Genomic DNA, 24537 nt, shown 5'->3' with positions numbered 1-24537 from the left:
AAGAAATTCCTTGTCTCCTTCTTGTTATTTACCAGCTTGTTCTTGTTTTTCTTTTTCTTCTTTAAGAAGAACTTTACGAGATAAATTCACTCGACCTTGGTTATCCACTTCAGTGACACGAACTAATAGTTCATCACCAAGTTTAACAACATCCTCAACTTTGTTGATTCGTTCTTCAGCTAATTGAGAAATATGAACAAGACCGTCTTTACCTTTAAACAATTCAACAAATGCACCAAACTTCTCGATTCTCTTCACTTTACCAAGATACGTTTGGCCTACTTCTACTTCACGAACAATATCTTCAATGATCTTACGAGCTTGTTCGTTCATTTTGCTATCTACTGAAGAGATGTAAACTGTACCATCTTGTTCGATGTCAATTTTAACTCCAGTCTCTTCGATAATTTTGTTAATCATTTTACCACTTGGTCCAATAACATCGCGGATCTTATCCGGGTTAACATGCATTGTCATGATCTTAGGTGCATATTGAGATAACTCTGTGCGTGATTCAGCAATGGCAGATAACATATTATCTAAAATCACCATACGTCCTCGTTTAGCTTGCTCAAGAGCTTGCTCAAGTACATCACGATTAATACCAGAGATCTTAATATCCATTTGAAGAGCGGTTACGCCTTCTTTTGTACCCGCTACTTTAAAGTCCATATCACCTAATGCATCTTCCATGCCTTGGATATCTGTTAAAACGGTAAGATGTTCTTCGTGTTTTACAAGACCCATCGCAATACCAGCTACCGGAGCTTTAATTGGTACCCCAGCATCCATCATCGCAAGTGTACTTGCACAAATACTAGCTTGAGAAGTTGAACCATTTGATTCAAGTACCTCAGATACAAGACGGATCGTGTATGGGAAGTCATTTTCATTTGGAATAATTGGCTCAAGCGCACGTTCACCTAAAGCACCATGTCCAATTTCACGACGACCTGGACCACGAATTGGGCCTGTTTCACCGACACTAAATTGTGGGAAGTTATAGTGATGCATGAAACGTTTTGATTCTTCAATACCTAGGCCATCAAGGATTTGAACATCTCCTAGAGCACCTAACGTACAAATACTAAGAGCTTGAGTTTGTCCACGTGTGAATAATCCAGAACCGTGCGTACGCGGTAACATATCGACTTGTGATGCTAGTGGACGAATTTCATCTACTCCACGACCATCAGGACGTACTTTTTCCACGGTAATCAATCTGCGAACTTCTTCTTTTACTACTTTTTGAAGAACTTCTTTAACGTCTCCGACTAAATCAGCATCTTCTTCTTCGAAACGTTCAAGGATTGGCTTCATCACTGCATCAATTGCTTCTTGACGCTCATGCTTTTCTTGAACTTGAACAGCTTTTTTCAAATCAGACTCAGCTAATTGACGAACTTTAGCTTCAAGGTCTGCATCAACCTGCTTTAGTTTAATTTCTTTCTTTTCTTTACCTACTGCCTTAGCGATCTCCTCTTGGAACTCTACTAAGCGTTTGATTTCATCATGACCGTACATGATCGCCTCAAGCATCGTTTCCTCAGGTACTTCATCCGCACCTGCTTCAACCATGTTGATTGCATCTTTTGTACCTGCAACAACTAAGTTAATATCACTATTATCTAGTTGTTCAGTTGTAGGGTTAATAATCAAATCGCCATTATTACGCCCTACCGTTACACCTGCAATGGGACCATCAAAAGGAATATCTGAGATCGAAAGTGCAATAGATGAACCGATCATTGCTGCCATTTCAGATGAACAGTCTTGATCAACACTCATCACGATGCTAATGACTTGAACTTCATTACGGAATCCATCGGGGAATAGTGGGCGGATTGGTCTATCAATGAGACGGCTCGCCAAGATTGCCTTTTCACTCGGACGACCTTCACGCTTAATAAAGCCACCTGGGATCTTACCAGCTGCGTATAAACGCTCTTCGTAGTTAACTGTAAGTGGGAAGAAGCTTAAATTCTTAGGTTCTTTTGATGCTGTAACCGTAGATAATACAGCTGTATCGCCATATCGAACGAGTACTGCTCCGTTTGCTTGCTTTGCAAATTGACCTGTTTCTACCGTAAGTTCGCGGCCAGCCCAATCCATTGAAAAAACTTGTCTTTCTTGTTCCATATGCGTACTCCTCTCGTACACTAAAATTATTCAATCTTTTCTTATTATTACCGATTTATGTGAAAAATAAAAGAGTCAATCAAGATCCTCTTTTTTAGCGTCTCTGTTTATGTATAATAGCTTAAACATGAGATGTAGGGAGAGATTTCCATCGCTTTTAGATGAAGAAAAAAGCGGGAAATCTCCCGCTTTCATCATGCTTATCGACGTAAGCCAAGCTTGTCAACAAGGTTACGGTAACGAGTAACATCGTTATTACGTAAGTACGTTAACAAGTTACGACGTTGACCTACCATTTTTAGAAGACCACGACGTGAATGGTGATCTTTCTTGTGAGTACGTAAGTGCCCGTTTAATGTGTTGATTTGCTCAGTAAGGATAGCTACTTGAACCTCTGGAGAACCAGTGTCAGTATCATGAGTTTTGAACTCAGCAATTAGCTCGTTCTTGCGCTCTTGTGTTAATGCCATCCTGTTCACCTCCCTTTAAATTATCTCCTATTCCCTAGCAAGCGTCGGTGAATCGTCCTGCCAAGAAACGGATGTGTACTTGAAGTACAACCATTACTATACAACGTTAAGACACATAATGCAAGAAACTTAGATGCTTTTTTCAGCAAAATATTCAATTGCTTCTTCTTTGTCTTTTTGAATTTGTGTGATCAGTTCATCCACCTGATTAAACTTCTTCTCGGCACGAATTCTTCTCAGAAAAGAAACAGCAACATTACTGCCATAGATTGATTCATCGAAATCAAAAATATTTACTTCAATGGAAGGAGCGGTGGCATCTGAATGGAAAGTAGGCTTAAACCCCACATTGCAAACCCCATTATACTCCTTGCCATTAACAAAAAAGCTTACAGCATATACGCCTGTTTTAGGGATTTTAACGTGATCCTTCGGTTCAACATTTGCCGTTGGAAAGCCGATCGTACGTCCTCGTTTGTCACCGTCAATTACAGTACCATAAATCTGATAAGGTTCTCCTAAATAAAAAGAGATCTCATCGACTTTTCCTTCATCCAACAGTTCTCTTATTTTTGTAGAGCTGATTTTCACATCGTCTTGTTCTACTTTTTTTACCGTTGTTTGATCAAATTTATTTCTCGAATGGAAGGTAAGTGTTTCCATCGTCCCTTTTCCAAGCGCACCATATGTAAAATCAAATCCAGCTACCACATGTTTCACATCAAGAGCAATTATGTAGTCATCTACAAATTGCTGTGGTGTTAACGAAGCAAACTCCTTGGTAAACGTAACGACATATAATGTATCCACTCCTAATGCTTCTATCTTCTTTTCTTTCAAAGGGAGTGGGGTTAAATAGCGCATAGGCTCTGTTTGCTTTCGCAATACTTCTTTAGGATGTGGATGAAATGTCATAACCGCTACTTCTAATCCACGCTTACCTGCTTCTATACAAGCTGTTTTTATTACCCTTTGATGGCCGATATGAACCCCATCAAAATAACCAAGCGCAAGTACAGTTGGGCGTTTTTTCAGTGTATTCGCTTCAATTGGGTGATGCAAATAAATCGTATCCATCAAGATTCCCCTTTTTCTGCTTAACTTATATGAGCTAACTCGTAGTCCAGATCATTTTTTCTGGTTTAATAAGACCAGGTTTTGTCGGATGCTTTTGATAAATCGCTAAGCATTCCCCTTGTTCATTATAAACGGTAAAGCGCAATTCATCTAATCCTTTTTCTTCAGGTAAGACCGAACCATATTTTATGAGTTGCTCGACCGTGTGGTCAACAATTAGTTTCGGTAGGTGCTGAACCGCTTCATCCAGAGGCCGCAACTTATCCATTCTTGCATCAATTGACTCTAACGCCTCTAATTCTTCTAACGTCGTACACACTTCAGTGGTGTAAGGGCCTGACGCTGTTCGTTTCAAGGCAGACATATGAGCTGGAAAACCTAACGTTTTACCAAGGTCAACTGCAAGCGTGCGAACGTATGTCCCTTTGCTACATATGACTTTAAATGGAAAAGAAAAGGTCTTCATCCCCTCGTTATATGTTACATCCCCCATTAAATCAAGTTCAAAGATGGTCACTTGTCTTTTAGGTCGTTCTACCGTTTGATTTTTCCGGGCATACTCATATAACTTTTTGCCATTTACTTTAACAGCAGAATACATAGGGGGAACTTGCGTGATTTCCCCTTTAAAAGAAGACAATAACGCGAGGACTTCGTCTTTAGACCACGGATTGTTTACTTCCATACGCTCGACAATCTCTCCGCTTTTATCTTCGGTGGTAGTTGAATACCCTATCGTCGCTTCACCAATATATGTTTTTGTGTAATCAGACATATATTGAGCAACTTTTGTGGCACGTCCGATACAGATCGGTAACACGCCTACGACATCTGGATCTAATGTACCGGTATGCCCTACCTTTTTCGTTTGGAATAAACGGCGGATCTTTATCACACAATCATGTGATGTCATACCAGCTGGCTTTATGAGCGGCAAAATACCTTCAAGCTGTTTCATACACACACCTCTAATTTATTAACTTTTCCTTTATACGTGCTGAAAAAGGATAGAAAGCAAGTGCTCCCTATCCTTTTACAAGCATTATTCATAAACGCTGAACATTATTTATTTAAATCTTTTAATAATGTTTCAATACGATTACCATACTCAATTGATTCATCAAATTCAAAGGTTAATTCAGGAGTTTTACGTAAACGAATTCTTTTACCAATCTCTGAACGGATAAAACCTTTCGCTTTTGAAAGTCCACTTAGAGTAGCTTCCTTTTGTTCATCACTGCCAAGAACCGTAATAAACACAGTTGCTTGCTGCAGATCACCCGTTACATCTACACCAGTAATCGTGACAAAGCTAATACGAGGATCTTTCAATTCTCGCATAATAATATCACTTAACTCTTTTTTCATTTGTTCGCCAACACGATTTGCTCGAACGTTACTCATAGTTGTTCACCTCTGTTTATACGATTATAACCACTCATATGTTGTGACCGTCCGTTCAGCTTCTGACTCTGTATCAATAAACTTGATCGCACGCTCGAGTTCCCTCTCACAGATGACTCTCTCGTTTGATACAGTGACAATTGTAAGCTCGGCGCGTTGCCACACATCTTGAAAGTTTGTTTCTGCTACTGCTAGATTAAAACGTTGCTTCAGCCTTGTTACTAGACTTTTTAGAACAGAACGCTTCTCTTTAAGTGAATGGGCATCATAAATTAGAAGCTCACAACGGACCGAACCGATGATCATTTACGTTCAATTTCCTCCATCACATACGCTTCAATAACATCGCCTTCTTTGATGTCATTAAATTTTTCAAGAGTAATACCACATTCATAACCTGCAGCAACTTCTTTTGCATCATCTTTGAAACGTTTTAATGCGTTAATAGCACCTTCATAAATAACAATACCATCACGGATTAAACGAACAGTAGAGTCTCTTGAGACTTTCCCTTCCGTTACATAAGCACCGGCAATTGTACCAACTTTAGATACTTTAAACGTCGTACGGATCTCAACTTGACCAATCACTTTTTCTTCAAATTCTGGATCAAGCATCCCTTTCATAGCAGATTCAATCTCATCAATCGCGTTATAAATAACACGATGTAAGCGAATATCTACTTTTTCAACTTCAGCAGTACGTTTTGCTCCATTATCAGGACGAACGTTAAATCCAATAACAATGGCATTTGAAGCTGAAGCAAGAATAATATCCGATTCTGTGATCGCTCCTACTCCGGTATGGATGATGTTAACTTTTACGCCTGCAACATCGATTTTCTCAAGAGAGCCTCTCATTGCTTCAACTGCACCTTGAACATCAGCTTTAATGATGATGTTGATATCTTTAACTTCCCCTTGCTGAATTTGATTAAATAAATCATCAAGACTTACTCTAGAACTATCAGCACGGTTCTCTTCACGTTGGCGACTCGTACGAGCTTCACCGATATGACGAGCTGTTTTCTCATCTGCGAATACTTGGAACTGATCCCCAGCTTGAGGCACTTCATTTAGACCAGTAATCTCTACTGGAGCTGAAGGACCTACTTCTTTCACACGACGACCAAGATCATTGACCATAGCACGAACACGACCGAATGCGTGCCCTACAACAATTGGATCTCCAATTTTCAATGTTCCATTCTGTACTAGTAGTGTCGCTACAGCACCGCGTCCTTTATCAAGTTCAGCTTCTACAACTGTACCACGAGCCATACGATCAGGATTTGCTTTTAATTCAGCTACTTCAGAAACAAGAAGAATCATTTCTAATAATTCATCAATACCCTGGCCATTTAATGCTGAAACATTAACAAAGATTGTGTCTCCACCCCAAGCTTCAGGGACAAGTTCGTACTCGGTTAACTCTTGCATAACACGGTCTGGGTTAGCAGCTTCTTTATCCATTTTATTCACTGCCACAATGATTGGTACTCCAGCAGCTTTTGCATGGCTAATCGCTTCTTTTGTTTGAGGCATTACACCGTCATCTGCTGCCACAACTAGGATGGTAATATCCGTTACTTGAGCTCCACGTGCACGCATCGTTGTAAAGGCTGCGTGACCAGGTGTATCAAGGAACGTAATAGGTTTTCCATTCGTTTCGATTTGATATGCGCCAATATGTTGTGTAATTCCGCCAGCTTCTCCAGCTGTCACTTTCGTATTACGGATTGAATCAAGCAATGTTGTTTTACCATGGTCAACGTGACCCATAATTGTAACAACAGGAGGACGTTCTCTTAAGTCTTCCTCTTTTTCTTCCTCTACATAACTATCAAGGTCAATTTTATCAACAACAATTTCTTCTTCTACTTCCACACCATAATCAGTTGCAATAAGCTCAATAGTATCTTTATCAAGTTCTTGGTTAATAGTAGCCATTACACCAAGAGCCATAAGCTTTTTGATCAGTTCAGAAGGTTCTTTATGAAGCTTTTTCGCTAGTTCAGCAACTGTTAATGATTCAATAAATGTAATTTTCTCTGGAAGCGGCTTTGGCTTAGGCGGCTCTTGACGAGGTTTTTCATTACGTTTATTTTGTTGCTTCCCACGATTTTGTTGGAAATTCGGCTTATTGCCTTTTCTCTTGTTATTGTTGTTGTTATTATTCATATGATTGGTAGCCTTCCCTTGTTGCTTTTGAGCCGTATTATTCGGCTTGTCTTTTTTCATTTCATTTTGCTTAGGAGCTGGTTTTCCTTCTAACTTAGCAATAACCGAATCATCAATGTAAGACATATGGTTCGATACCGATACATCCATTGTTTTTAATTTCTCAATGACATCTTTACTCGGAACGTTTTTCTCTTTTGCGTATTCATATATTCTCATTTTGCTCATATACGTACCTCCACATTTATTGGTCCAATAATGAGGTCATCTTCTTTGCGAACCCAGGATCTTTTATCCCAACTACCACTCGTTCTGCCTTACCAATTGCAGCTCCAAGTGTAGCTCGATCGCTGACAATTCGAACAGGAACGGAATAATAGCCACATTTGTCCAATATCTTTTTCTTTGTCTGTTCTGCTGCATCATTCGATAAAAGTACCAACCGTACAGATTGATGACGAACATCTTTAATGACGAGCTCTTCCCCAGTGACCAATTGTCTAGCACGTGCAGCAAGACCAAGTAAAGAGACCCATTTAGGTTGTTGGTAGCTCATTTACTTTTGCCCCCGCTGACGTTGTGCTTCTAATTGATCATATTGCTCTTCGGTAAGTTTCACTTGCAAATGTCTAGATAGACTATCTTTCTTTTTCGCTTCTTTAAAACATTCTTCACTATTGCTAATGTAAGCACCACGTCCGTTCTTTTTACCTGTAAGATCTAATACAACTTCTCCTTCAGGTGTGCGGACAATTCGCACTAATTCGTGCTTTGGCTTCATTTCTTGAGTAATGATGCACTTTCTGAGAGGAACTTTACGCTGTTTCATGGCCCCGTCTCCTTCTTACTCTTCGTTATGATCTTCTACATCAGGTACAAACGTTTCTTCTAGAGCTGAGTCATCTTCTAGAGGAGCAAGGTCCTCATCATTTAACAGACCTAATTCCTTCGCTTCTGACTCACTTTTAATATCAATTTTCCACCCTGTTAACTTCGCTGCTAAACGTGCATTTTGACCACGTTTACCGATTGCTAATGATAACTGGTAATCAGGCACAATCACTTGTGTCATTTTGTCTTCTTCGTTTACATTTACTTTCACAACTTTTGAAGGACTAAGAGCATTTGCCACATACTCCACAGGATCTTCTGACCAGCGAACAATGTCAATTTTTTCACCTTTTAGCTCATCAACAATCGTTTGAACGCGTTGCCCACGAGGTCCTACACACGAACCAACAGGGTCCACTTCAGGATTTTCAGCGTGTACAGCAATCTTAGAACGATCACCAGCTTCACGTGATACTGATTTAATTTCAACTGTTCCATCATAAATCTCTGGAACTTCTAATTCAAAAAGACGCTTAAGTAGGCCTGGGTGAGTTCGTGAAATTAAAATTTGAGGACCTTTCGTTGTTTTCTCCACTTTCGTAATAAACGCTTTAATGCGATCATTATGCTTATATGTTTCGTTTGGCATTTGCTCGTTAAGCGGTAATAGGGCCTCTACTTTACCTAGATCAACGTAGATAAAACGGTGATCTTGACGTTGCACAATCCCCGTCATAATATCCTCTTCACGATCAATGAAGTCTGAGTAGATGATTCCACGTTCTGCTTCACGTACTCGCTGAGTTACGACTTGTTTAGCCGTTTGAGCGGCGATACGGCCGAAATCTTTAGGTGTTACTTCAATTTCAACGATATCATCTACTTCATAGTTCGGGTTGATTCCTTTTGCTTCTTCTAGAGAAATTTCAAGACGAGCATCAAATACCTCTTCTACAATCGTCTTGCGTGCAAATACGCGAATACTTCCATTATCGCGGTTCACATCAACGCGTACATTTTGCGCTTGGCTAAAATTACGCTTGTACCCTGAGATTAAAGCGGCCTCGATCGCCTCAATAATCACATCTTTACTAATACCTTTTTCTTTCTCTAGTGTCGTTAACGCATCCATAAATTCACTATTCATGAATGTAACATCCCCCTTTCAACTTCCACAAAAAAATATGCTCGTATTCAATTAAAAAATAATCGCTAAACGTGCACTTGCTACTTTATCGTACGGAATCTCATAAGATTTCTTACGCGTTTTGATTTTGACTTCAATCGTAATCGTTTCGCCATCAAACGCTTGAAGCATTCCTTCAAATGCTTTTTCACCATCAACTGGCTCATACGTTGTCACGAAAACATTCTTGCCAATCGCCTTTTCGATATCCCGAGCTTTCTTTAACGGTCTTTCAGCCCCAGGAGAGGAGACTTCAAGGAAGTAAGCTTGAGGAATCGGATCCACTTCATCAAGTTTCTCACTCAATTGCTCACTTACTTTCCCGCAATCTTCAAGGTCTACACCTGTATCTGAATCGATAAAGACTCTTAAAAACCAATTAGGCCCTTCCTTTTTAAATTCAACATCAACTAGCTCTAAGTTTAGCCCGTCCAATAGAGGTGTCGCTAACTCAGCTATGATGTCAGTTACTTTCGTACTCATCAATACCCTCCTTGATCTCTTTCCATCTATAAAAAGACGTATTATGCCATCCATACCCTTACATTAAATAGGTCTAAACGAAAACGAAAGAGTGGGTTTCCCCACTCTTTTTAGGTTCCGTATTCTAAGTATTACCATAACAAGGATATCATACTCTCTTGCTATTTGCAACTTGCCACCACCCTTAAGAAGGCGTCAGAGCACGCTTTAACGGCTTTCACTAAAATAGTGAGAGCTGATTTGAATCAGGCATGCCCTTAAGACATCCATGTTCATCTAGATGCTCTAACACGGTTTTTGTCAGGCGAGCTTTCTGCTGCAAATCTTCCTTCGAGAGAAATTCTACATCTTTTCTCGCTTTCACAATATTCAACGCAGCATTTGTTCCGACCCCTGTCATCGCATTAAATGGTGGTAATAAACTCATCCCATCGACGATAAACTCGGTAGCACTTGATTCATAAAGATCCACTTTCTTAAAGGAGAAGCCACGTTCACACATTTCAAGGGCTAACTCAAGGACCGTCAGTACAGCCTTCTCTTTTGGTGCGGCATCTAATCCTTTTGCATTAATCTCCTCGATTTTCGCTTTAATCGCTGTTGAACCTTTGATCATCGTATCAAGATCAAAGTCATCTGCTCGAACGGTAAAATAAGAAGCGTAATAAAGGATTGGATGATGGACTTTGAAATAAGCAATACGTACAGCCATTAACACATATGCAGCTGCGTGAGCTTTTGGGAACATGTATTTAATCTTCGTACACGAGCCAATATACCAATCAGGTACATCATGTTTTTTCATTTCTTCAACCCATTCTGGCTGAAGCCCTTTTCCTTTACGTACAAACTCCATGATCTTAAAAGCAAGTGATGGTTCTAAGCCCTTATAAATCAAATAAACCATAATATCATCACGACAACCAATAACATCTTTTAACTCGCATGTGCCGTTATAAATTAATTCGTTAGCATTATTCAGCCAAACATCTGTACCATGTGAAAGACCAGAGATCTGTACTAATTCAGAAAAGGTACTTGGTTTTGTTTCTTCAAGCATTTGACGTACGAAGCGTGTCCCAAATTCAGGGATACCTAATGTCCCTGTTTTACACATGATTTGATCTTCGGTCACACCAAGCACATCAGGTCCACTAAAGATTTTCATCACTTCAGTATCATCCGTTGGAATCGTTTTAGGATCGATCCCTGATAAATCTTGAAGCATACGAATAACGGTTGGGTCATCATGACCTAAGATATCCAATTTCAATAAGTTATCATGAATCGAATGGAAGTCAAAGTGAGTCGTTTTCCATTCAGCCGTCTTATCATCAGCAGGAAACTGAATCGGCGTAAAATCATAAATGTCCATGTAATCTGGTACAACGATGATCCCACCAGGATGCTGCCCGCTTGTTCGTTTTACTCCTGTACAACCTGATACTAAACGATCAATTTCTGCGCCGCGCATATGCAAGTCATGATCACCCTGGTAACCTTTGACATATCCATATGCCGTCTTTTCAGCTACTGTACCAATTGTTCCTGCACGATACACATATTCCTCCCCAAATAACTCTTTCGTGTAATGGTGAGCACGCGGTTGATATTCACCAGAGAAGTTTAAGTCAATATCAGGTACTTTATCTCCTTTAAAGCCAAGGAACGTTTCAAATGGTATATCTTGTCCATCCTTCACATATGCTGTACCGCATTCAGGACAGTCTTTATCAGGAAGGTCAAAGCCAGATCCTACTGAACCATCGTTGAAAAAATAGGAGTGCTGACAATTTGGACACACATAATGTGGTGGAAGTGGATTCACTTCTGTAATTTCCGTCATTGTGGCGACAAATGAAGAACCTACTGAACCCCGCGACCCAACTAAGTAACCATCAATTAATGATTTTTTAACGAGTTTTTGAGAGATCAAATAAATAACCGCAAACCCATGACCAATAATACTTTTCAATTCTTTTTCTATCCGAGCTTCAACAATCTCTGGTAGCTCCTCACCATAAATACTTCTAGCCATTGAATAACTCATTTCACGTATTTCATCATCCGCCCCTTCAATCTTAGGCGTATATAATTGATCAGGAATCGGATGTAGTTCTTCAATTAAGTCAGCTACTTTATGGGTATTATCCACCACCACTGCTTTTGCACGCTCATCACCTAAGAACCGAAATGCATCCATCATTTCATCAGTCGTTTTAAAATGAACAGGCGGAAGTGTTTGCTTGTTAAGTGGATTCGCACCACCTTGAGAAGCAATTAAGATTTTACGGTAGATGGCATCTTCCTTTGTTAAATAATGCGCATTTCCAGTTGCTACGACTGGCTTATCTAGCTTCTCACCTAACTCAACGATGTTCGTGATAATTTCTATTAAGGATTCATCATTTTTAACTAACTCTTTTTCAATTAAGTGCTTATAATTATCTAGTGGTTGGATCTCTAAATAGTCATAGAACTTTGCAATTTCCTCCACTTCTTCTGGAGATTTTTGCATCATCCCTTCAAATACTTCACCTTTGTCACAAGCCGTTCCGATCAAAATTCCTTTACGATGCTTTTGCAATTGTGATCGTGGAATACGTGGCGTGCGGAAGAAATAATCAACATGAGACATGGATACGAGCTTATAAAGATTTTTCAAGCCTTCTTGAGTTTGAGCTAAAAGAATACAATGCGATGGTCGCTGTCTCGTAAAGTTTCCTTGGCCCATATGATCATTTAATTGATCATGATGCGTGACTTCACGTTCATTCGCATCCCTTACCATTTTCCACAGTAGATAACCCGTAGCCTCCGCATCATAAATCGCTCTATGATGACTGACTAACTCGATGTCAAACTTTTTACAAAGTGTATTTAAACGATGGTTTTTGAGCTCAGGATATAAAAAGCGCCCTAATTCTAATGTATCGATTACAGGATTAGTTGCATCTCCCAACCCTATCTTTTGGTAACCCACGTTTAAGAAACCCATATCAAAGCTTGCATTGTGTGCGACAAGAGTGGCATCCCCAACAAATGCGTGGAAATCTTTTAATACATCTCCGATTTCTGGTTGGCCTTTTACCATGTCATCTGTGATGCCAGTAAGCTCAATAATCGTATTGGTTAGCGGTTCATGTGGATCAGCAAATGATTCAAATCGGTCGATAATTTCTCCATTTTTAATCTTAACAGCTGCAAGTTCAATAATCGTATTGTAAACAGCTGAAAGACCTGTTGTCTCCACATCAAATACGACATACTCTTCATCCATTAATTCACGATTAGCTTCGTTATAAGCGATAGGCACACCATCATCAACCAGATTTGCTTCTACACCATATAAGATCTTAATGCCGTGTTTTTTTCCTGCCCCATACGCTTCAGGAAAGGATTGAACGACGCCGTGATCGGTAATCGCAATTGCCGGGTGACCCCACTTAGCTGCTTGTTCAACATATTTACCGGCAGAGGTCATTCCATCCATTTGACTCATCGAAGTGTGCAAATGAAGCTCAATTCGCTTTTCTTCTTCGCCTGCATGATCAGCGCGTTCTGCTGGCTTTATTTGATTAAAATCATTCGCAATCATCACTAAGTCGCGCACAAATGTATCATTTTGAACGCCACCTCTCACTTTCATCCACATTCCTTTTTTAACAGCTTGTAAAATAGGAACATCTTCTTTATCACGTGAGAAGATTTTAACCATAATTGAATCGGTATAATCTGTGATTTTGAACGTTAACAGTGTTCTGCCACTTCTAAGTTCTCTTGTTTCCGCATCAAACACGTAACCTTGAACCGTTATACGGCGCTCTTCATCAACAATTCCTTCAAGTGGAACCGGATCATCTTTAATTGGATACCCGAGAACAACATCCCGGCCTTCAAGCTCATCACTCTTCTGTTCCATCTTCTTTTTCTCTAAAATAGCTTCAACAACTTTAGAGTGATCTTCTTGCTCTCTTTGCTCCACAAATTTCTGGAATTCTTGTTTGGACTCTTTAATCATCGGTTCACATGGAATAGTAGGAAGACTTAAAGAAACGAGACTCTCTCTAAGAGGTTCATGTAATTTACGCTTCAACGCAACTGCTTCTGTTTCATTACGGACATCGATCTCTAATCTCTTCCCATCAAACCTAGGAATTTGGTTGGACAATAAGGAGCGAAGCCCATCTGACACTGAATGAAGTCGGGTAACGATTAAAGGCCAATAGCCTTGCCAGTCCTCTTTACTCGGTGTACATGAATCATAATAAAAGGTGAACCCTACTGTTGCGATATGAGCAAATGTTTCTTTCAGTTTTTGTTCAAACAGTTCAAAAAGATGAGCAGGTACTAGAACTGGTAATTCAATATGAAAATGCCATGTCCGTTTCTCTTTAATGATCGTTAGTTTTCGAATTTTACCGTCTTTAAAGGGGCCATTTATCACTTCATCCGGAAATTGAAGTTGCGAAAGGAGTAGTTGAAATCGCTCTTTTCTTAGTTGTTCGTCTTGGGGCATCTTTTTTCTCCCTCCTTCTAAAACAATATATAGTCACATAAAAGAGAAGGTACCTCTAATTGAGATACCTATCTTTAAACCTATTAATTTGAAAGTTTCTCTTGCTCTGTACGAATGGTGTCAATAAGGTCAGCCACAGCTACTTCAATAACCTCACCCGTTTTACGGATTTTCACTTCAACCATACCTTCAGCTGCACGTTTTCCTACAGATACACGAATTGGCAAGCCGATTAAATCAGAATCTTTAAATTTCACACCAGCACGTTCAGGACGATCATCATATAATACATCAAATCCAGCTTGCTTTAATTGAGTATAAAGCTCTTCAGATAGCTCACTTTGTTCTGCATTTTTACTATTTAACGTTAATAGGTGCAAATCATATGGAGCAACGGAAACAGGCCATACAATTCCATTTTCATCATGATGCTGCTCAATAATTGCCGCTACTGTACGAGATACTCCCACTCCATAACAGCCCATGATCATTGGTTGAGTCTTACCATTTTCATCTAAGATAGTCGCATTCATTGCCTCTGAATAGACAGTTCCTAATTTGAAAACTTGTCCAACTTCAATGCCTTGAGCAAAACGAATCGTACCTTTACCGTCCGGAGAGGCATCTCCTTCTTGGATGAAGCGCAAGTCAGCATATTGGTCAACCTTGAAGTCACGATCAACATTGACACCTGTGAAATGTTGATCTGCTTCATTAGCACCACTTACTCCATTTCCGATCGCAGAAACAGCATGATCAGCAATAACTCTTAAGCCTTCTACACCAACTGGTCCAATGTTCCCAACTGGAGCAGATAACACTTCCTCCACTTCATGTGCTTCAGCAAAACGGATGGAGGTAGCAGATAGTTCATGCTTTAACTTTATATCATTTAACTCGTGGTCACCTCTAAGTAAAACAAGGGTCCAATCTTCATCAATCTTTACAAGTAATGTTTTGATGATTTGATCTTTTGCCACGCTAAGAGCATTCGAAACTTCTTCGATTGTTTTAGCAGAACCAGTGTCGACTTTAGTACGTTCGGCTAGTTCTACATTTTGTTTCTTGTATTGAACGTTAACAGCAGCCATTTCAATATTCGCTGCATAATCAGACTCATCAGAGTATGCAATCGTGTCTTCGCCGACATCAGCAAGTGCCATAAACTCATGTGTATCCTTCCCACCAATCGCACCTGAGTCAGCAATAACCGGACGGAACGTTAAGCCAACACGTGAGAAGATACGTGAGTAAGCATCATACATTTCCTTATATGCTTCATCTAAGCTCTCTGGAGTTGCATGAAAGGAATAGGCATCCTTCATGATAAATTCACGGCCTCGTAATAAACCAAATCTCGGACGGCGCTCGTCACGGAATTTTGTTTGAATCTGATAAAGGTTTACAGGCAGCTTTTTATATGAATTAATACTATCACGAAGAATACTTGTAATGACTTCCTCATGAGTTGGCCCGAGAGCAAAGTCCCTTTGATGACGATCTTTAAGACGCATCAATTCTCCACCCATTTTATCCCATCTACCAGTCTCTTGCCATAATTCAGCTGGGTGCATAGTTGGCATAGTTAATTCTTGTGCTCCTGCTTCATCCATTTCTTCACGTACAATTGATTCCACTTTATGAAGAACTCGTTTTGCTAATGGTAAATAGGAATACACTCCTGCAGCAATTTGACGAATCATTCCTGCACGAAGCATTAGTTGGTGACTAACGATATCAGCATCTGCTGGTACATCACGTAATGTTGGTACTAATAGTGAACGTTGTCTCATTTTCAAAACCCTTTCTTCTATCAACTATGCAATTTACCAATAAGACCGTCTACATGAACAAACGGTTAATATCATTCCATGTTACGAAAATAACTAGTAAGAACAACAGGGCAAAACCTACTAAATGAACCATTCCCTCTTTTTGAGGATCAATTGGCTTTCCACGAAGTCCTTCAAGTCCGATAAAGACAAGTCTTCCCCCGTCCATTGCTGGAATCGGTAAAAGGTTAATAATCCCTAAGTTTACGCTTAAAGCAGCAGCCCATTGCATTAAGACAAAAATTCCTAAAGCAGCGGCTTCTCCTGTATAATTATAAATCCCAACAGGACCTGCTACATAATCAAGTGAGAACTGGCCAGTAATTAAAAGACCAAGCACTTCAAAAATCATTGTCATGAATAAATACGTTTGTGTTACACCAAAAGCTAGCGAACCTAAGACCGAAAATTCTCGGGGCTGTGTCACTCCAATAAACCCTTCTGCATCGCCCATCTGACCAACTCGCTCAGCTGGAGTAACAGCAATTGACTCAGGCGCACCATTACGCACAACCGAGAATGTGATTTCTTCATTCGGGTTTTGTTGAATAATGGAAGTCATTTCTTCCCACGTATCTACTGGGGTATTCTCAATGCTAGTGACTTGGTCACCCTCTTGTAAACCTGCATTTTCGGCTGCCCCATCTTCCATAATTTCGCCAATCTCAGCACGATCGACTGGAATCCCTTGCATAAGCGCTAAAGCGGCTAATAAAACAAAGGCAAGTACAAAATTCATCATCGGACCGGCAAAAATAGCTAGAGCACGTTGACCGACTGTCTTTGAACCAAATTGACGATTCCAAGGTGCGATTTGAGTTGGTAATTCGTCTTTAACCATCACAGCTTTATCGTTTACTTTATAGCGCATCAATTCTTTATCATCATAAGCTTGAATATACAATTCATGTTCTAAGTCAATTTTCTCAACTTGTACGACTTTTGCTTCTGGATGCTTAGACTTATTGTTAATAATAATTTGAGTTACTTCCTGCTTTTGATTGAAAACTAGACCGATTTCATAACCTGGCTTTATTTCAACCATCTCTGGGTCTTCACCAGCCATACGAACAAACCCACCTAAAGGTAACATTCGGATCGTATATACTGTTTCATTTCGTTTAAATGAAAATAATTTAGGACCAAACCCTATCGCAAACTCGCGACATAAAATGCCTGCTCGCTTTGCAAAATATAAATGCCCCCACTCATGAATAAAAACAAGTAGGCCAAACACAATTATAAACGAGACCAATGTATTCAAATGACTAACCTCCACTTTTTTTATTAACGTAACGAGTGGATAAACATTCTCGTCTCACGATCTACTTCTTTAATGTTTTCAAGCGTTGGTTGGTTAATTTTATCATGACGCTCTAATGCTTGTTCAATAAAATGTTCTATTTCTAAAAACGATATTTTTCCATCTAAAAATGCGGCAACAGCCTCTTCATTTGCCGCATTTAATACCGTCGGCAACGTACCACCCATTCGTCCAGCTTCATAGGCAAACGCCATACATCGGTATCTCTCAAAATCAAGTTTAGAGAAATTCAATGAGCCTATTTCCCAGAGGTTTAATCGCTCACTATTTGTAGCAGGCAAACGATTTGGGTACGTTAATGCATACTGAATAGGTACCTTCATATCCGGAGTCCCTAATTGAGCAATCACACTTCGATCGACAAATTCTACCATCGAATGGATAATACTTTCTTTGTGAAGAACGACATCGATATCATCATAAGGAATATTAAATAGCCAATGCGCTTCAATCACTTCGAGTCCTTTGTTCATCATCGTGGCTGAATCAATCGTAATCTTGGCTCCCATCGACCAATTGGGATGATTGAGTGCTTCATCAACTGTTACATCACGAAGCTCATCTCTTGTACGATCTCTAAAGCTCCCACCAGATGCAGTTAAAATCAAACGATCTACCTCAGCCGGGCTCTCACCATTCAATGCTTGAAAGATAGCTGAATGTTCGCTATCTACCGGTAAGAGAGGGACATTATGTTTCTTTGCAGCGTCAGTGACAATATGTCCAGCAGTTACTAAAGTCTCTTTGTTTGCAATCGCAATGGTTTTACCTGCTTCAATCGCTTGGAGGGTTGGAGCAAGTCCTACACTCCCAATCACAGCATTTACCAAAACCTCAGCATCTGTATGAGCTGCAACTTCAATTAATCCCTCTTCACCAGAAACAACTTTTACTCCTGCTGGGACTTCGTTACGAAGTTTTATCGCATCCTCTTCTTCTGTAACAGATACAAGAGAAGGTTTGAAAGCGTGAATTTGCTTAAGAGCCAGTTCAATGTTTCGTCCCACTGACATAGCTTCTAGAACAAATTGATCAGAATGGTGTTCAATTACATCTAGTGTTTGTGTTCCAATCGAGCCAGTTGCGCCTAATAAACTAATCTTTTTCAACATACTCACCTACAATCTAAAATATCACCATTCTTTTTATTATGTATGTAGAGGTTCTCGCTATATGAGTTGTAGCAAATGCAAAATTGGCATCACATAAATCAAGCTATCAAAACGATCCAAAATTCCCCCATGACCAGGAAGAACATTTCCAGAGTCCTTTACGGCATAATGTCTCTTTAATGCTGATTCTACTAAATCTCCTAATTGGCCGAAAGTAGATGCTATCAACATAATGAATAGTGCTGTTATATAATTTGGGAAAATAGGAACGATCATATAGAAGATAGAACCAACAATCAGTGCAGCAACGATTCCACCGATAGAGCCTTCAATCGTTTTTTTCGGACTAATATCAGGCCATAGTTTGTGCTTCCCAAATGCTCTCCCCGCAAAATAGGCGCCAGAATCGGTTGTCCAAATTAAAAATAAAACAAAAAAGACTAAATACATTCCAATGTCTGCAATATCACGAGTTACAATCAAAAAGTGAAAACCAAACCCTACATAAACTGATGATAAAATGACAAAGCCAACCTCGTCAAATGTAAACGAGTTTTTCGTTAAAACAGTAAACATAAGTAATACGAGTATGACAAAAATAAACGTCTCAACCTTTGTATATGTAATGGGAATCACTTGGTCAAACCAAGAGGTAGGCACTAGCAAAAGCCACATGGACCCTAGACTTACTATTCCCATAAGAGATAAAGGTGCAATTTTTTTCATTTTTAAAAGTTCAATCATTGCCACAGAGGCGACGATAGAAATGAAGATCGAAAAAAACCAACCTCCGAGAATGACCATGCTAATAAATACAATCGCACCGATCACGCCCGTAATTATTCTTTGCTTCATTTAAATATGCCTCCTTTAAACTCCTCCAAAACGCCTTGCTCTTTTTTGATAAACAGTAATGGCTTCCACAAAGTTCTCTTCATTAAAATCAGGCCATAACACATCGGTAAACCAAAATTCACTATAAGCTAATTGCCAAAGCATAAAATTACTCAATCTAATTTCACCACTTGTCCGAATTAACAAGTCAGGATCTTTCAGCTCAGCTGTCATTAAATGCGCCCCAATAACATCCGCATCTATTTCATCCGAAGACATTTCACCTTTTTCAACTTGCTTGGCAATTTCTTTCATTGCTTCTACCATCTCAAAACGACTACCGTAATTCAATGCAAAATTTAAAACCAATCCTGTATTATCCTTTGTTTCATGAACAGCTTTCGTAACAGCCTTCAAGGTATGTTCAGGAAGATGATCAAGACTTCCCATTAAACGCACCTTCACATTTTCTTCCATTAACTTAGGTAGCTCCATACCTAAAAAACGCTCTGGTAGTTTCATTAAGTAATCAACTTCCGTTTTAGGTCGCTTCCAGTTCTCTGTTGAAAATGCGTATAATGTTAAGACTTCTACACCTAGTTCATTTGCTTTACTGACAATCTTATTAACCACTTTCATACCTTCACGATGACCAGCGATTCGAGGTAAGCCTTTCTGCTTAGCCCATCGTCCATTCCCATCCATAATAATTGCTACATGTGCTGGAACTGTATTCGGGTCAAGGTCGACTGTAGATTCTGTTTTTGTTGGGGTAAGATTAGACTTCCATTTTGAAAATTTCTCCAGCATTTTAATGCCCTCCATCTAAGTTGAAGCAGGTTAGGCTCTTATCAGCATATCCTAATGTAAGCTAGCTCATAACAGTACTAATAAGAACGTGTAAAAAACCCCCTATAAAATAAGAGGGTCTCATACATCTTACATTTTACCTTGAAACTGCTTAGACTTCCATGATTTCTTTTTCTTTCTTCTCAGCCACAGCGTCAATGTCTGCAATATTCTTATCCGTTAACTTTTGTACTTCATCTGTATAACGGCGTAATTCATCTTCAGTCATTTCTCCGTCTTTTTGCAATTTCTTTAAATCGTCATTAGCATCACGACGAACGTTACGAACAGCTACTTTCGCTTCTTCACCTGATTTTTTAACTAATTTCGTAAGATCACGACGACGCTCTTCTGTTAGAGGTGGAATCGCAATGCGAATAACTGACCCATCATTAGATGGTGTTAATCCTAAATCTGCTTTTTGAATCGCACGTTCAATATCATTCATTGACGTCTTATCAAAAGGTTGGATCATTAATAGACGTGCTTCTGGAACTGTGATCGTTGCTAATTGATTTAAAGGTGTTTCTGCACCATAATACTCAACAGTGATACGATCTAAGATAGCAGGGTTTGCACGACCGGCACGTAGCTTAGCTAACTCGCGGTTTAATGATTCGATGGCTTTTTTCATACGCTCTGTTGCATCTTGAATAATTTCTGTTGACATTAAGAGTTCCCCCTAACAATCGTTCCAATATTTTCACCAAGAACAGCTTTTTTAATATTTCCTTCTTCCATAATCGAGAAAACAACTAATGGAATATCGTTATCCATACATAAAGATGACGCTGTTGTGTCCATGACTGCTAAACCTTCTTTTAGGACATCCATAAACGAAAGGGTTGAGTATTTCTTTGCATTTTCATCAACTGATGGATCTGCACTGTATACACCATCTACTTTGTTTTTCGCCATAAGAATGACCTCTGCCTCAATCTCAGCAGCACGAAGAGCAGCTGTTGTGTCGGTTGAGAAGTAAGGGTTACCTGTTCCTGCAGCAAAGATGACTACACGCTTCTTTTCTAGATGACGAATCGCTTTACGGCGAATATATGGTTCAGCAACTTGTCTCATTTCAATTGAAGTTTGAACACGCGTTTCTACTCCAATATCCTCTAAGCTATCCTGAAGGGCTAAAGAATTCATGACTGTTGCAAGCATACCCATGTAATCAGCTGTAGCACGATCCATTCCTTTTGCACTTCCAGCCATTCCACGCCAAATGTTTCCGCCACCTACAACAACGGCTACTTCAACATCTAACTCAATGATTTCTTTTACTTGTTTAGCGACCGATTGAATGACTACAGGATCAATCCCATACCCTAATTCCCCAGCTAATGCTTCTCCACTAAGCTTTAATACCACTCGGTTAAATTTTTGCATGACAACCTCCATCAACACAAGACGTGTAGACTTTTCTTTTCAATCTAGTGATGCTATAAGTAGGGTAACACGCAAATGATGTTACCTTGAAAAAAGGGACACATTGTGCCCCTCTTCAGCTTGATTACTTTTTAACTTGAGACATAACTTCTTCTGCGAAGTTATCTTCACGCTTCTCCATGCCTTCTCCAACTTCATAACGGATGAATGACTTAACAGAAGCACCTTTGTTTTTAACGTATTTTCCAACTTTTTGATCGCCATCTTTAACGAAAGGTTGGTCAAGTAGACATACTTGCTCGAAATATTTGCTTAGGCGGCCTTCAACCATTTTTTCAACGATATTTTCTGGCTTACCTTCGTTTAATGCTTGTTGCTTTAATACTTCGCGCTCACGCTCAACTTCTTCTTGTGCAACTTCATCACGAGATACGTAAGTTGGGTTGATTGCAGCTACGTGCATAGCGATATCTTTTGCAAGCTCAGCATCTGTAGAGTTTTGTACCACTGAAAGAACACCAATACGTCCTCCCATGTGTAAGTACTCACCAAATACGTCAGCATCTGTTTTTTCAACTAGCTCAAAGCGACGTAGAGAAATTTTCTCTCCGATTTTAGCGATAGATGAGTTGATGAATTCTTGAACCGTTTCACCTTCACCTTTGAATGGTTGACCCATAGCTTCTTCAACTGAAGCTGGAGTTTGTGTTAATACATGTTCAGCTAAATCTTGAACAAGCTTTTGGAAGTTTTCGTTTTTCGCAACGAAATCTGTTTCAGAGTTCACTTCAACGATTACAGCTTTGTTACCTTGTGCTTTAACAACAGTAAGACCTTCTGCTGCTACACGGTCTGCTTTCTTTGCAGCTTTAGCAATACCCTTCTCGCGAAGAAGATCAATAGCTTTTTCCATATCTCCATCTACTTCTGTTAAAGCTTTCTTACAATCCATCATACCTGCGCCTGTTTTTTCACGTAATTCTTTAACCATGCTAGCTGTTACTGCCATGTCAAAACGCCTCCTTAAGTTGTCAGTATGTCACACATGCCAACAGAACAAACGTATATAGCTTGTCCTTATGTATGTCATGTTCATATTTCGTAAAAAAAAGTGGCAAAGGGTCATCCCCTTCACCACCCTTTTTGATCAAATGAAATTAAGCAGTAGTTGTTTCTTCAGCAACTACTTCTTCTTCCTCACCTGAAGTAGCTTCGATCACTGCATCCGCCATTTTACCAGTAAGAAGTTTTACTGCACGAATAGCATCATCATTACCAGGGATTACGTAGTCAATTTCATCTGGATCACAGTTCGTATCTACAATTGCAACGATCGGAATGTTCAACTTGTGAGCTTCCGCGATTGCAATACGCTCTTTGCGTGGGTCGATAACGAATAGTGCATCTGGAACTCCTTGCATGTCTTTAATACCGCCTAAGAACTTCTCAAGACGATCCATTTCTTTCTTAAGAAGAATGACTTCTTTCTTAGGAAGAACATCGAACGTACCGTCTTCTTGCATCTTCTCTAGATTCTTAAGACGAGTAATACGTTTTTGGATTGTTTCAAAGTTAGTAAGAGTACCACCTAACCAACGTTGGTTGATGAAGTACATGCCACAACGCTCAGCTTCTTCTTTCACTGAATCTTGAGCTTGTTTTTTTGTACCAACGAAAAGAATTTTTCCTCCGTCAGCTGCTAAGTCACGTACAAAGTTGTACGCTTGCTCAACTTTTTTCACTGTCTTTTGAAGATCAATGATATAAATTCCGTTACGTTCTGTGAAGATGTAGCGATCCATTTTTGGGTTCCAACGACGAGTCTGGTGACCGAAGTGTACCCCAGCTTCTAATAATTGTTTCATGGAGATAACTGCCACATCAAACACCTCCTTCAATTTGGTTTTTTTGTCCTCCGCTCTCATCATGTTCAAACGAGACTGACGAATAGTCAGCACCCACGTTCAAATTAGAGGCGTGTGTAATTAACACCGTGGATTAATATACCACATCACACGTACTGTTGCAAGTTAATCAGGTCGTTTAACGATAAAATTTTAAAATTAATTCCACTTCTCCCTTTCCTATGTTTAACTGTTTCGCTATTTGCTCTTCATTCATCCCTCTTTTGGCCAACATTAGCACATTTGCAGTATCAGATTGCTCAAAAATAGTAGCAGGGTCTTCTTCATTTATATCAGGGGGACTATAATCGTTATATTTCTGTTCTTCTTGTTCATCCTGTTCTGTTAACTGAAGGGGTCTAGTAGATAGAGATGGTTCTGCTTGCTTATTTTGAGGAACTTCAGCCCGAACACTCTTTGTTTTTTGTTCAGATGTATGTGGCTCTTTTTTTAATTGCTTGATTTCTTTTAATAGACGCTCGTTCTCTTCTTTCATCTCAACCGTATAAGCAAACAGCATATCTTCAATTTCCTGTTTCACTTTTTCACCACGTTCAGGGTCAAATGAATCGGTGACACTTACTTTCTTAGCTAGAGTCAGCATTAAAAGGATTGTTACACCATGTAAAATGAAGCTAAAAATTAATAAATAGATCGTCATTGCTCTATATGTCCTCTCCACCTCACCCAGAAAAGTCTACAAATTGTCCTTTGTATGGATGAGACTCCTTTTGCTCTGTTCCATCGTCCTCTTTATCACGTTCTTTTTTTCTTTGATTATGTTGATTGCTTTGATTCTTTTTTTGATCTTGAAGTGTAGACTTTTCACTTTCATTCGTTTTTACAACTTGTCTACGTTTTTGTCTGTTTTCTTGATCAAGCTGCTGACCGATGATATTCTGTGAGACTTGGCCTCGCTGCTGCATTTGCTCCTGTAGCTTACCAGACTTTTGAGATTGAGGAAACGAACCTTGAACTTCAATTGGTCTAATACTCATCCAACT

At 39.5% G+C, this 24537-nt stretch carries 23 protein-coding genes; all 23 read right to left on the bottom strand.

The features are described 5' to 3' along the window. Positions 1-24: 24 nt before the first annotated feature. Entirely contained in the window at positions 25-2139 is a 2115-nt protein-coding gene (gene pnp, locus AB3N04_RS18780) for a polyribonucleotide nucleotidyltransferase (RefSeq protein WP_368504091.1), read from the bottom strand. A gap of 200 nt (positions 2140-2339) precedes the next feature. Next, positions 2340-2609: a 30S ribosomal protein S15 gene (rpsO, locus tag AB3N04_RS18775; protein WP_317122656.1), complete on the bottom strand. Its 270-nt coding sequence runs from the start codon at positions 2607-2609 to the stop codon at positions 2340-2342. Between the two features lie 129 nt (positions 2610-2738). Continuing rightward, on the bottom strand, positions 2739-3686 hold the full coding sequence (gene ribF, locus AB3N04_RS18770; RefSeq protein WP_368504090.1) for a bifunctional riboflavin kinase/FAD synthetase: 948 nt from the start codon (positions 3684-3686) through the stop codon (positions 2739-2741). Between the two features lie 34 nt (positions 3687-3720). Further along, the gene (gene truB, locus AB3N04_RS18765; protein WP_368504089.1) at positions 3721-4644 is read right to left on the bottom strand and encodes a tRNA pseudouridine(55) synthase TruB; all 924 of its coding nucleotides are present in this window, start codon (positions 4642-4644) and stop codon (positions 3721-3723) included. Between the two features lie 104 nt (positions 4645-4748). Then, a complete protein-coding gene (gene rbfA / locus AB3N04_RS18760) occupies positions 4749-5090 on the bottom strand; it encodes a 30S ribosome-binding factor RbfA (protein WP_317122653.1) in 342 nt (113 codons plus the stop codon). A gap of 24 nt (positions 5091-5114) precedes the next feature. Continuing rightward, entirely contained in the window at positions 5115-5396 is a 282-nt protein-coding gene (locus AB3N04_RS18755) for a DUF503 family protein (protein WP_317122652.1), read from the bottom strand. Continuing rightward, the gene (infB, locus tag AB3N04_RS18750; RefSeq protein WP_368504087.1) at positions 5393-7498 is read right to left on the bottom strand and encodes a translation initiation factor IF-2; all 2106 of its coding nucleotides are present in this window, start codon (positions 7496-7498) and stop codon (positions 5393-5395) included. Before infB ends, AB3N04_RS18755 begins: the two co-directional genes overlap by 4 nt. 16 nt (positions 7499-7514) lie before the next feature. Further along, complete coding sequence (locus AB3N04_RS18745; RefSeq protein WP_317122650.1) at positions 7515-7826, bottom strand: YlxQ family RNA-binding protein; 312 nt, start codon at positions 7824-7826, stop codon at positions 7515-7517. Continuing rightward, the gene (locus AB3N04_RS18740; protein ID WP_317122649.1) at positions 7827-8099 is read right to left on the bottom strand and encodes an RNase P modulator RnpM; all 273 of its coding nucleotides are present in this window, start codon (positions 8097-8099) and stop codon (positions 7827-7829) included. A gap of 15 nt (positions 8100-8114) precedes the next feature. Beyond that, positions 8115-9248: a transcription termination factor NusA gene (gene nusA / locus AB3N04_RS18735; RefSeq protein WP_368504086.1), complete on the bottom strand. Its 1134-nt coding sequence runs from the start codon at positions 9246-9248 to the stop codon at positions 8115-8117. A 51-nt stretch (positions 9249-9299) separates the two neighbouring features. Further along, entirely contained in the window at positions 9300-9770 is a 471-nt protein-coding gene (gene rimP, locus AB3N04_RS18730) for a ribosome maturation factor RimP (RefSeq protein ID WP_368504085.1), read from the bottom strand. 220 nt (positions 9771-9990) lie between these two features. Then, positions 9991-14289 (bottom strand): PolC-type DNA polymerase III, encoded by a 4299-nt coding sequence (locus AB3N04_RS18725; RefSeq protein WP_368504084.1) that lies wholly within the window; start codon positions 14287-14289, stop codon positions 9991-9993. An 83-nt stretch (positions 14290-14372) separates the two neighbouring features. Next, positions 14373-16082 (bottom strand): proline--tRNA ligase, encoded by a 1710-nt coding sequence (locus AB3N04_RS18720; protein WP_368504083.1) that lies wholly within the window; start codon positions 16080-16082, stop codon positions 14373-14375. Positions 16083-16131: 49 nt separating this feature from the next. Continuing rightward, a complete protein-coding gene (gene rseP / locus AB3N04_RS18715) occupies positions 16132-17385 on the bottom strand; it encodes an RIP metalloprotease RseP (RefSeq protein WP_368504082.1) in 1254 nt (417 codons plus the stop codon). A 23-nt stretch (positions 17386-17408) separates the two neighbouring features. Next, positions 17409-18554, bottom strand: a complete 1146-nt coding sequence (gene dxr, locus AB3N04_RS18710; RefSeq protein WP_368506099.1) for a 1-deoxy-D-xylulose-5-phosphate reductoisomerase — start codon at positions 18552-18554, stop codon at positions 17409-17411. Between the two features lie 60 nt (positions 18555-18614). After that, entirely contained in the window at positions 18615-19412 is a 798-nt protein-coding gene (locus AB3N04_RS18705; RefSeq protein ID WP_368504081.1) for a phosphatidate cytidylyltransferase, read from the bottom strand. Positions 19413-19427: 15 nt separating this feature from the next. Next, positions 19428-20201, bottom strand: a complete 774-nt coding sequence (locus AB3N04_RS18700; protein WP_368504080.1) for an isoprenyl transferase — start codon at positions 20199-20201, stop codon at positions 19428-19430. A 151-nt stretch (positions 20202-20352) separates the two neighbouring features. Next, positions 20353-20910, bottom strand: coding sequence for a ribosome recycling factor (frr, locus tag AB3N04_RS18695; protein WP_317122641.1), 558 nt, complete (start codon positions 20908-20910; stop codon positions 20353-20355). After that, positions 20910-21629, bottom strand: coding sequence for a UMP kinase (pyrH, locus tag AB3N04_RS18690; RefSeq protein WP_317122640.1), 720 nt, complete (start codon positions 21627-21629; stop codon positions 20910-20912). Before pyrH ends, frr begins: the two co-directional genes overlap by 1 nt. Before the next feature lie 124 nt (positions 21630-21753). After that, on the bottom strand, positions 21754-22638 hold the full coding sequence (tsf, locus tag AB3N04_RS18685; protein WP_368504079.1) for a translation elongation factor Ts: 885 nt from the start codon (positions 22636-22638) through the stop codon (positions 21754-21756). Between the two features lie 148 nt (positions 22639-22786). Then, positions 22787-23509, bottom strand: coding sequence for a 30S ribosomal protein S2 (gene rpsB / locus AB3N04_RS18680; protein ID WP_317122638.1), 723 nt, complete (start codon positions 23507-23509; stop codon positions 22787-22789). Positions 23510-23672: 163 nt separating this feature from the next. Then, positions 23673-24194 (bottom strand): hypothetical protein, encoded by a 522-nt coding sequence (locus AB3N04_RS18675; RefSeq protein WP_368504078.1) that lies wholly within the window; start codon positions 24192-24194, stop codon positions 23673-23675. 22 nt (positions 24195-24216) lie between these two features. Continuing rightward, a complete protein-coding gene (locus tag AB3N04_RS18670; protein WP_368504077.1) occupies positions 24217-24531 on the bottom strand; it encodes a hypothetical protein in 315 nt (104 codons plus the stop codon). Positions 24532-24537: the final 6 nt, after the last annotated feature.

The sequence above is a fragment of the Alkalihalophilus sp. As8PL genome (assembly GCF_040939795.1).
Taxonomy (GTDB): Bacteria; Bacillota; Bacilli; order Bacillales; family Bacillaceae_D; genus Alkalihalophilus; species Alkalihalophilus lindianensis.
The sequence above is the reverse complement of the archived record's forward strand: the minus strand, read 5'-3'. Positions and strand labels throughout refer to the sequence as shown.

Coding starts and splice junctions, on each gene's coding strand:
- pnp (WP_368504091.1), bottom strand. CDS start 2,139: ATGGAACAAGAAAGACAAGTTTTTTCAATGGATTGGGCTGGCCGCGAA.
- rpsO (WP_317122656.1), bottom strand. CDS start 2,609: ATGGCATTAACACAAGAGCGCAAGAACGAGCTAATTGCTGAGTTCAAA.
- ribF (WP_368504090.1), bottom strand. CDS start 3,686: ATGGATACGATTTATTTGCATCACCCAATTGAAGCGAATACACTGAAA.
- truB (WP_368504089.1), bottom strand. CDS start 4,644: ATGAAACAGCTTGAAGGTATTTTGCCGCTCATAAAGCCAGCTGGTATG.
- rbfA (WP_317122653.1), bottom strand. CDS start 5,090: ATGAGTAACGTTCGAGCAAATCGTGTTGGCGAACAAATGAAAAAAGAG.
- AB3N04_RS18755 (WP_317122652.1), bottom strand. CDS start 5,396: ATGATCATCGGTTCGGTCCGTTGTGAGCTTCTAATTTATGATGCCCAT.
- infB (WP_368504087.1), bottom strand. CDS start 7,498: ATGAGCAAAATGAGAATATATGAATACGCAAAAGAGAAAAACGTTCCG.
- AB3N04_RS18745 (WP_317122650.1), bottom strand. CDS start 7,826: ATGAGCTACCAACAACCTAAATGGGTCTCTTTACTTGGTCTTGCTGCA.
- AB3N04_RS18740 (WP_317122649.1), bottom strand. CDS start 8,099: ATGAAACAGCGTAAAGTTCCTCTCAGAAAGTGCATCATTACTCAAGAA.
- nusA (WP_368504086.1), bottom strand. CDS start 9,248: ATGAATAGTGAATTTATGGATGCGTTAACGACACTAGAGAAAGAAAAA.
- rimP (WP_368504085.1), bottom strand. CDS start 9,770: ATGAGTACGAAAGTAACTGACATCATAGCTGAGTTAGCGACACCTCTA.
- AB3N04_RS18725 (WP_368504084.1), bottom strand. CDS start 14,289: ATGCCCCAAGACGAACAACTAAGAAAAGAGCGATTTCAACTACTCCTT.
- AB3N04_RS18720 (WP_368504083.1), bottom strand. CDS start 16,082: ATGAGACAACGTTCACTATTAGTACCAACATTACGTGATGTACCAGCA.
- AB3N04_RS18705 (WP_368504081.1), bottom strand. CDS start 19,412: ATGAAGCAAAGAATAATTACGGGCGTGATCGGTGCGATTGTATTTATT.
- AB3N04_RS18700 (WP_368504080.1), bottom strand. CDS start 20,201: ATGCTGGAGAAATTTTCAAAATGGAAGTCTAATCTTACCCCAACAAAA.
- frr (WP_317122641.1), bottom strand. CDS start 20,910: ATGTCAACAGAAATTATTCAAGATGCAACAGAGCGTATGAAAAAAGCC.
- pyrH (WP_317122640.1), bottom strand. CDS start 21,629: ATGCAAAAATTTAACCGAGTGGTATTAAAGCTTAGTGGAGAAGCATTA.
- tsf (WP_368504079.1), bottom strand. CDS start 22,638: ATGGCAGTAACAGCTAGCATGGTTAAAGAATTACGTGAAAAAACAGGC.
- AB3N04_RS18675 (WP_368504078.1), bottom strand. CDS start 24,194: ATGACGATCTATTTATTAATTTTTAGCTTCATTTTACATGGTGTAACA.
- AB3N04_RS18670 (WP_368504077.1), bottom strand. CDS start 24,531: ATGAGTATTAGACCAATTGAAGTTCAAGGTTCGTTTCCTCAATCTCAA.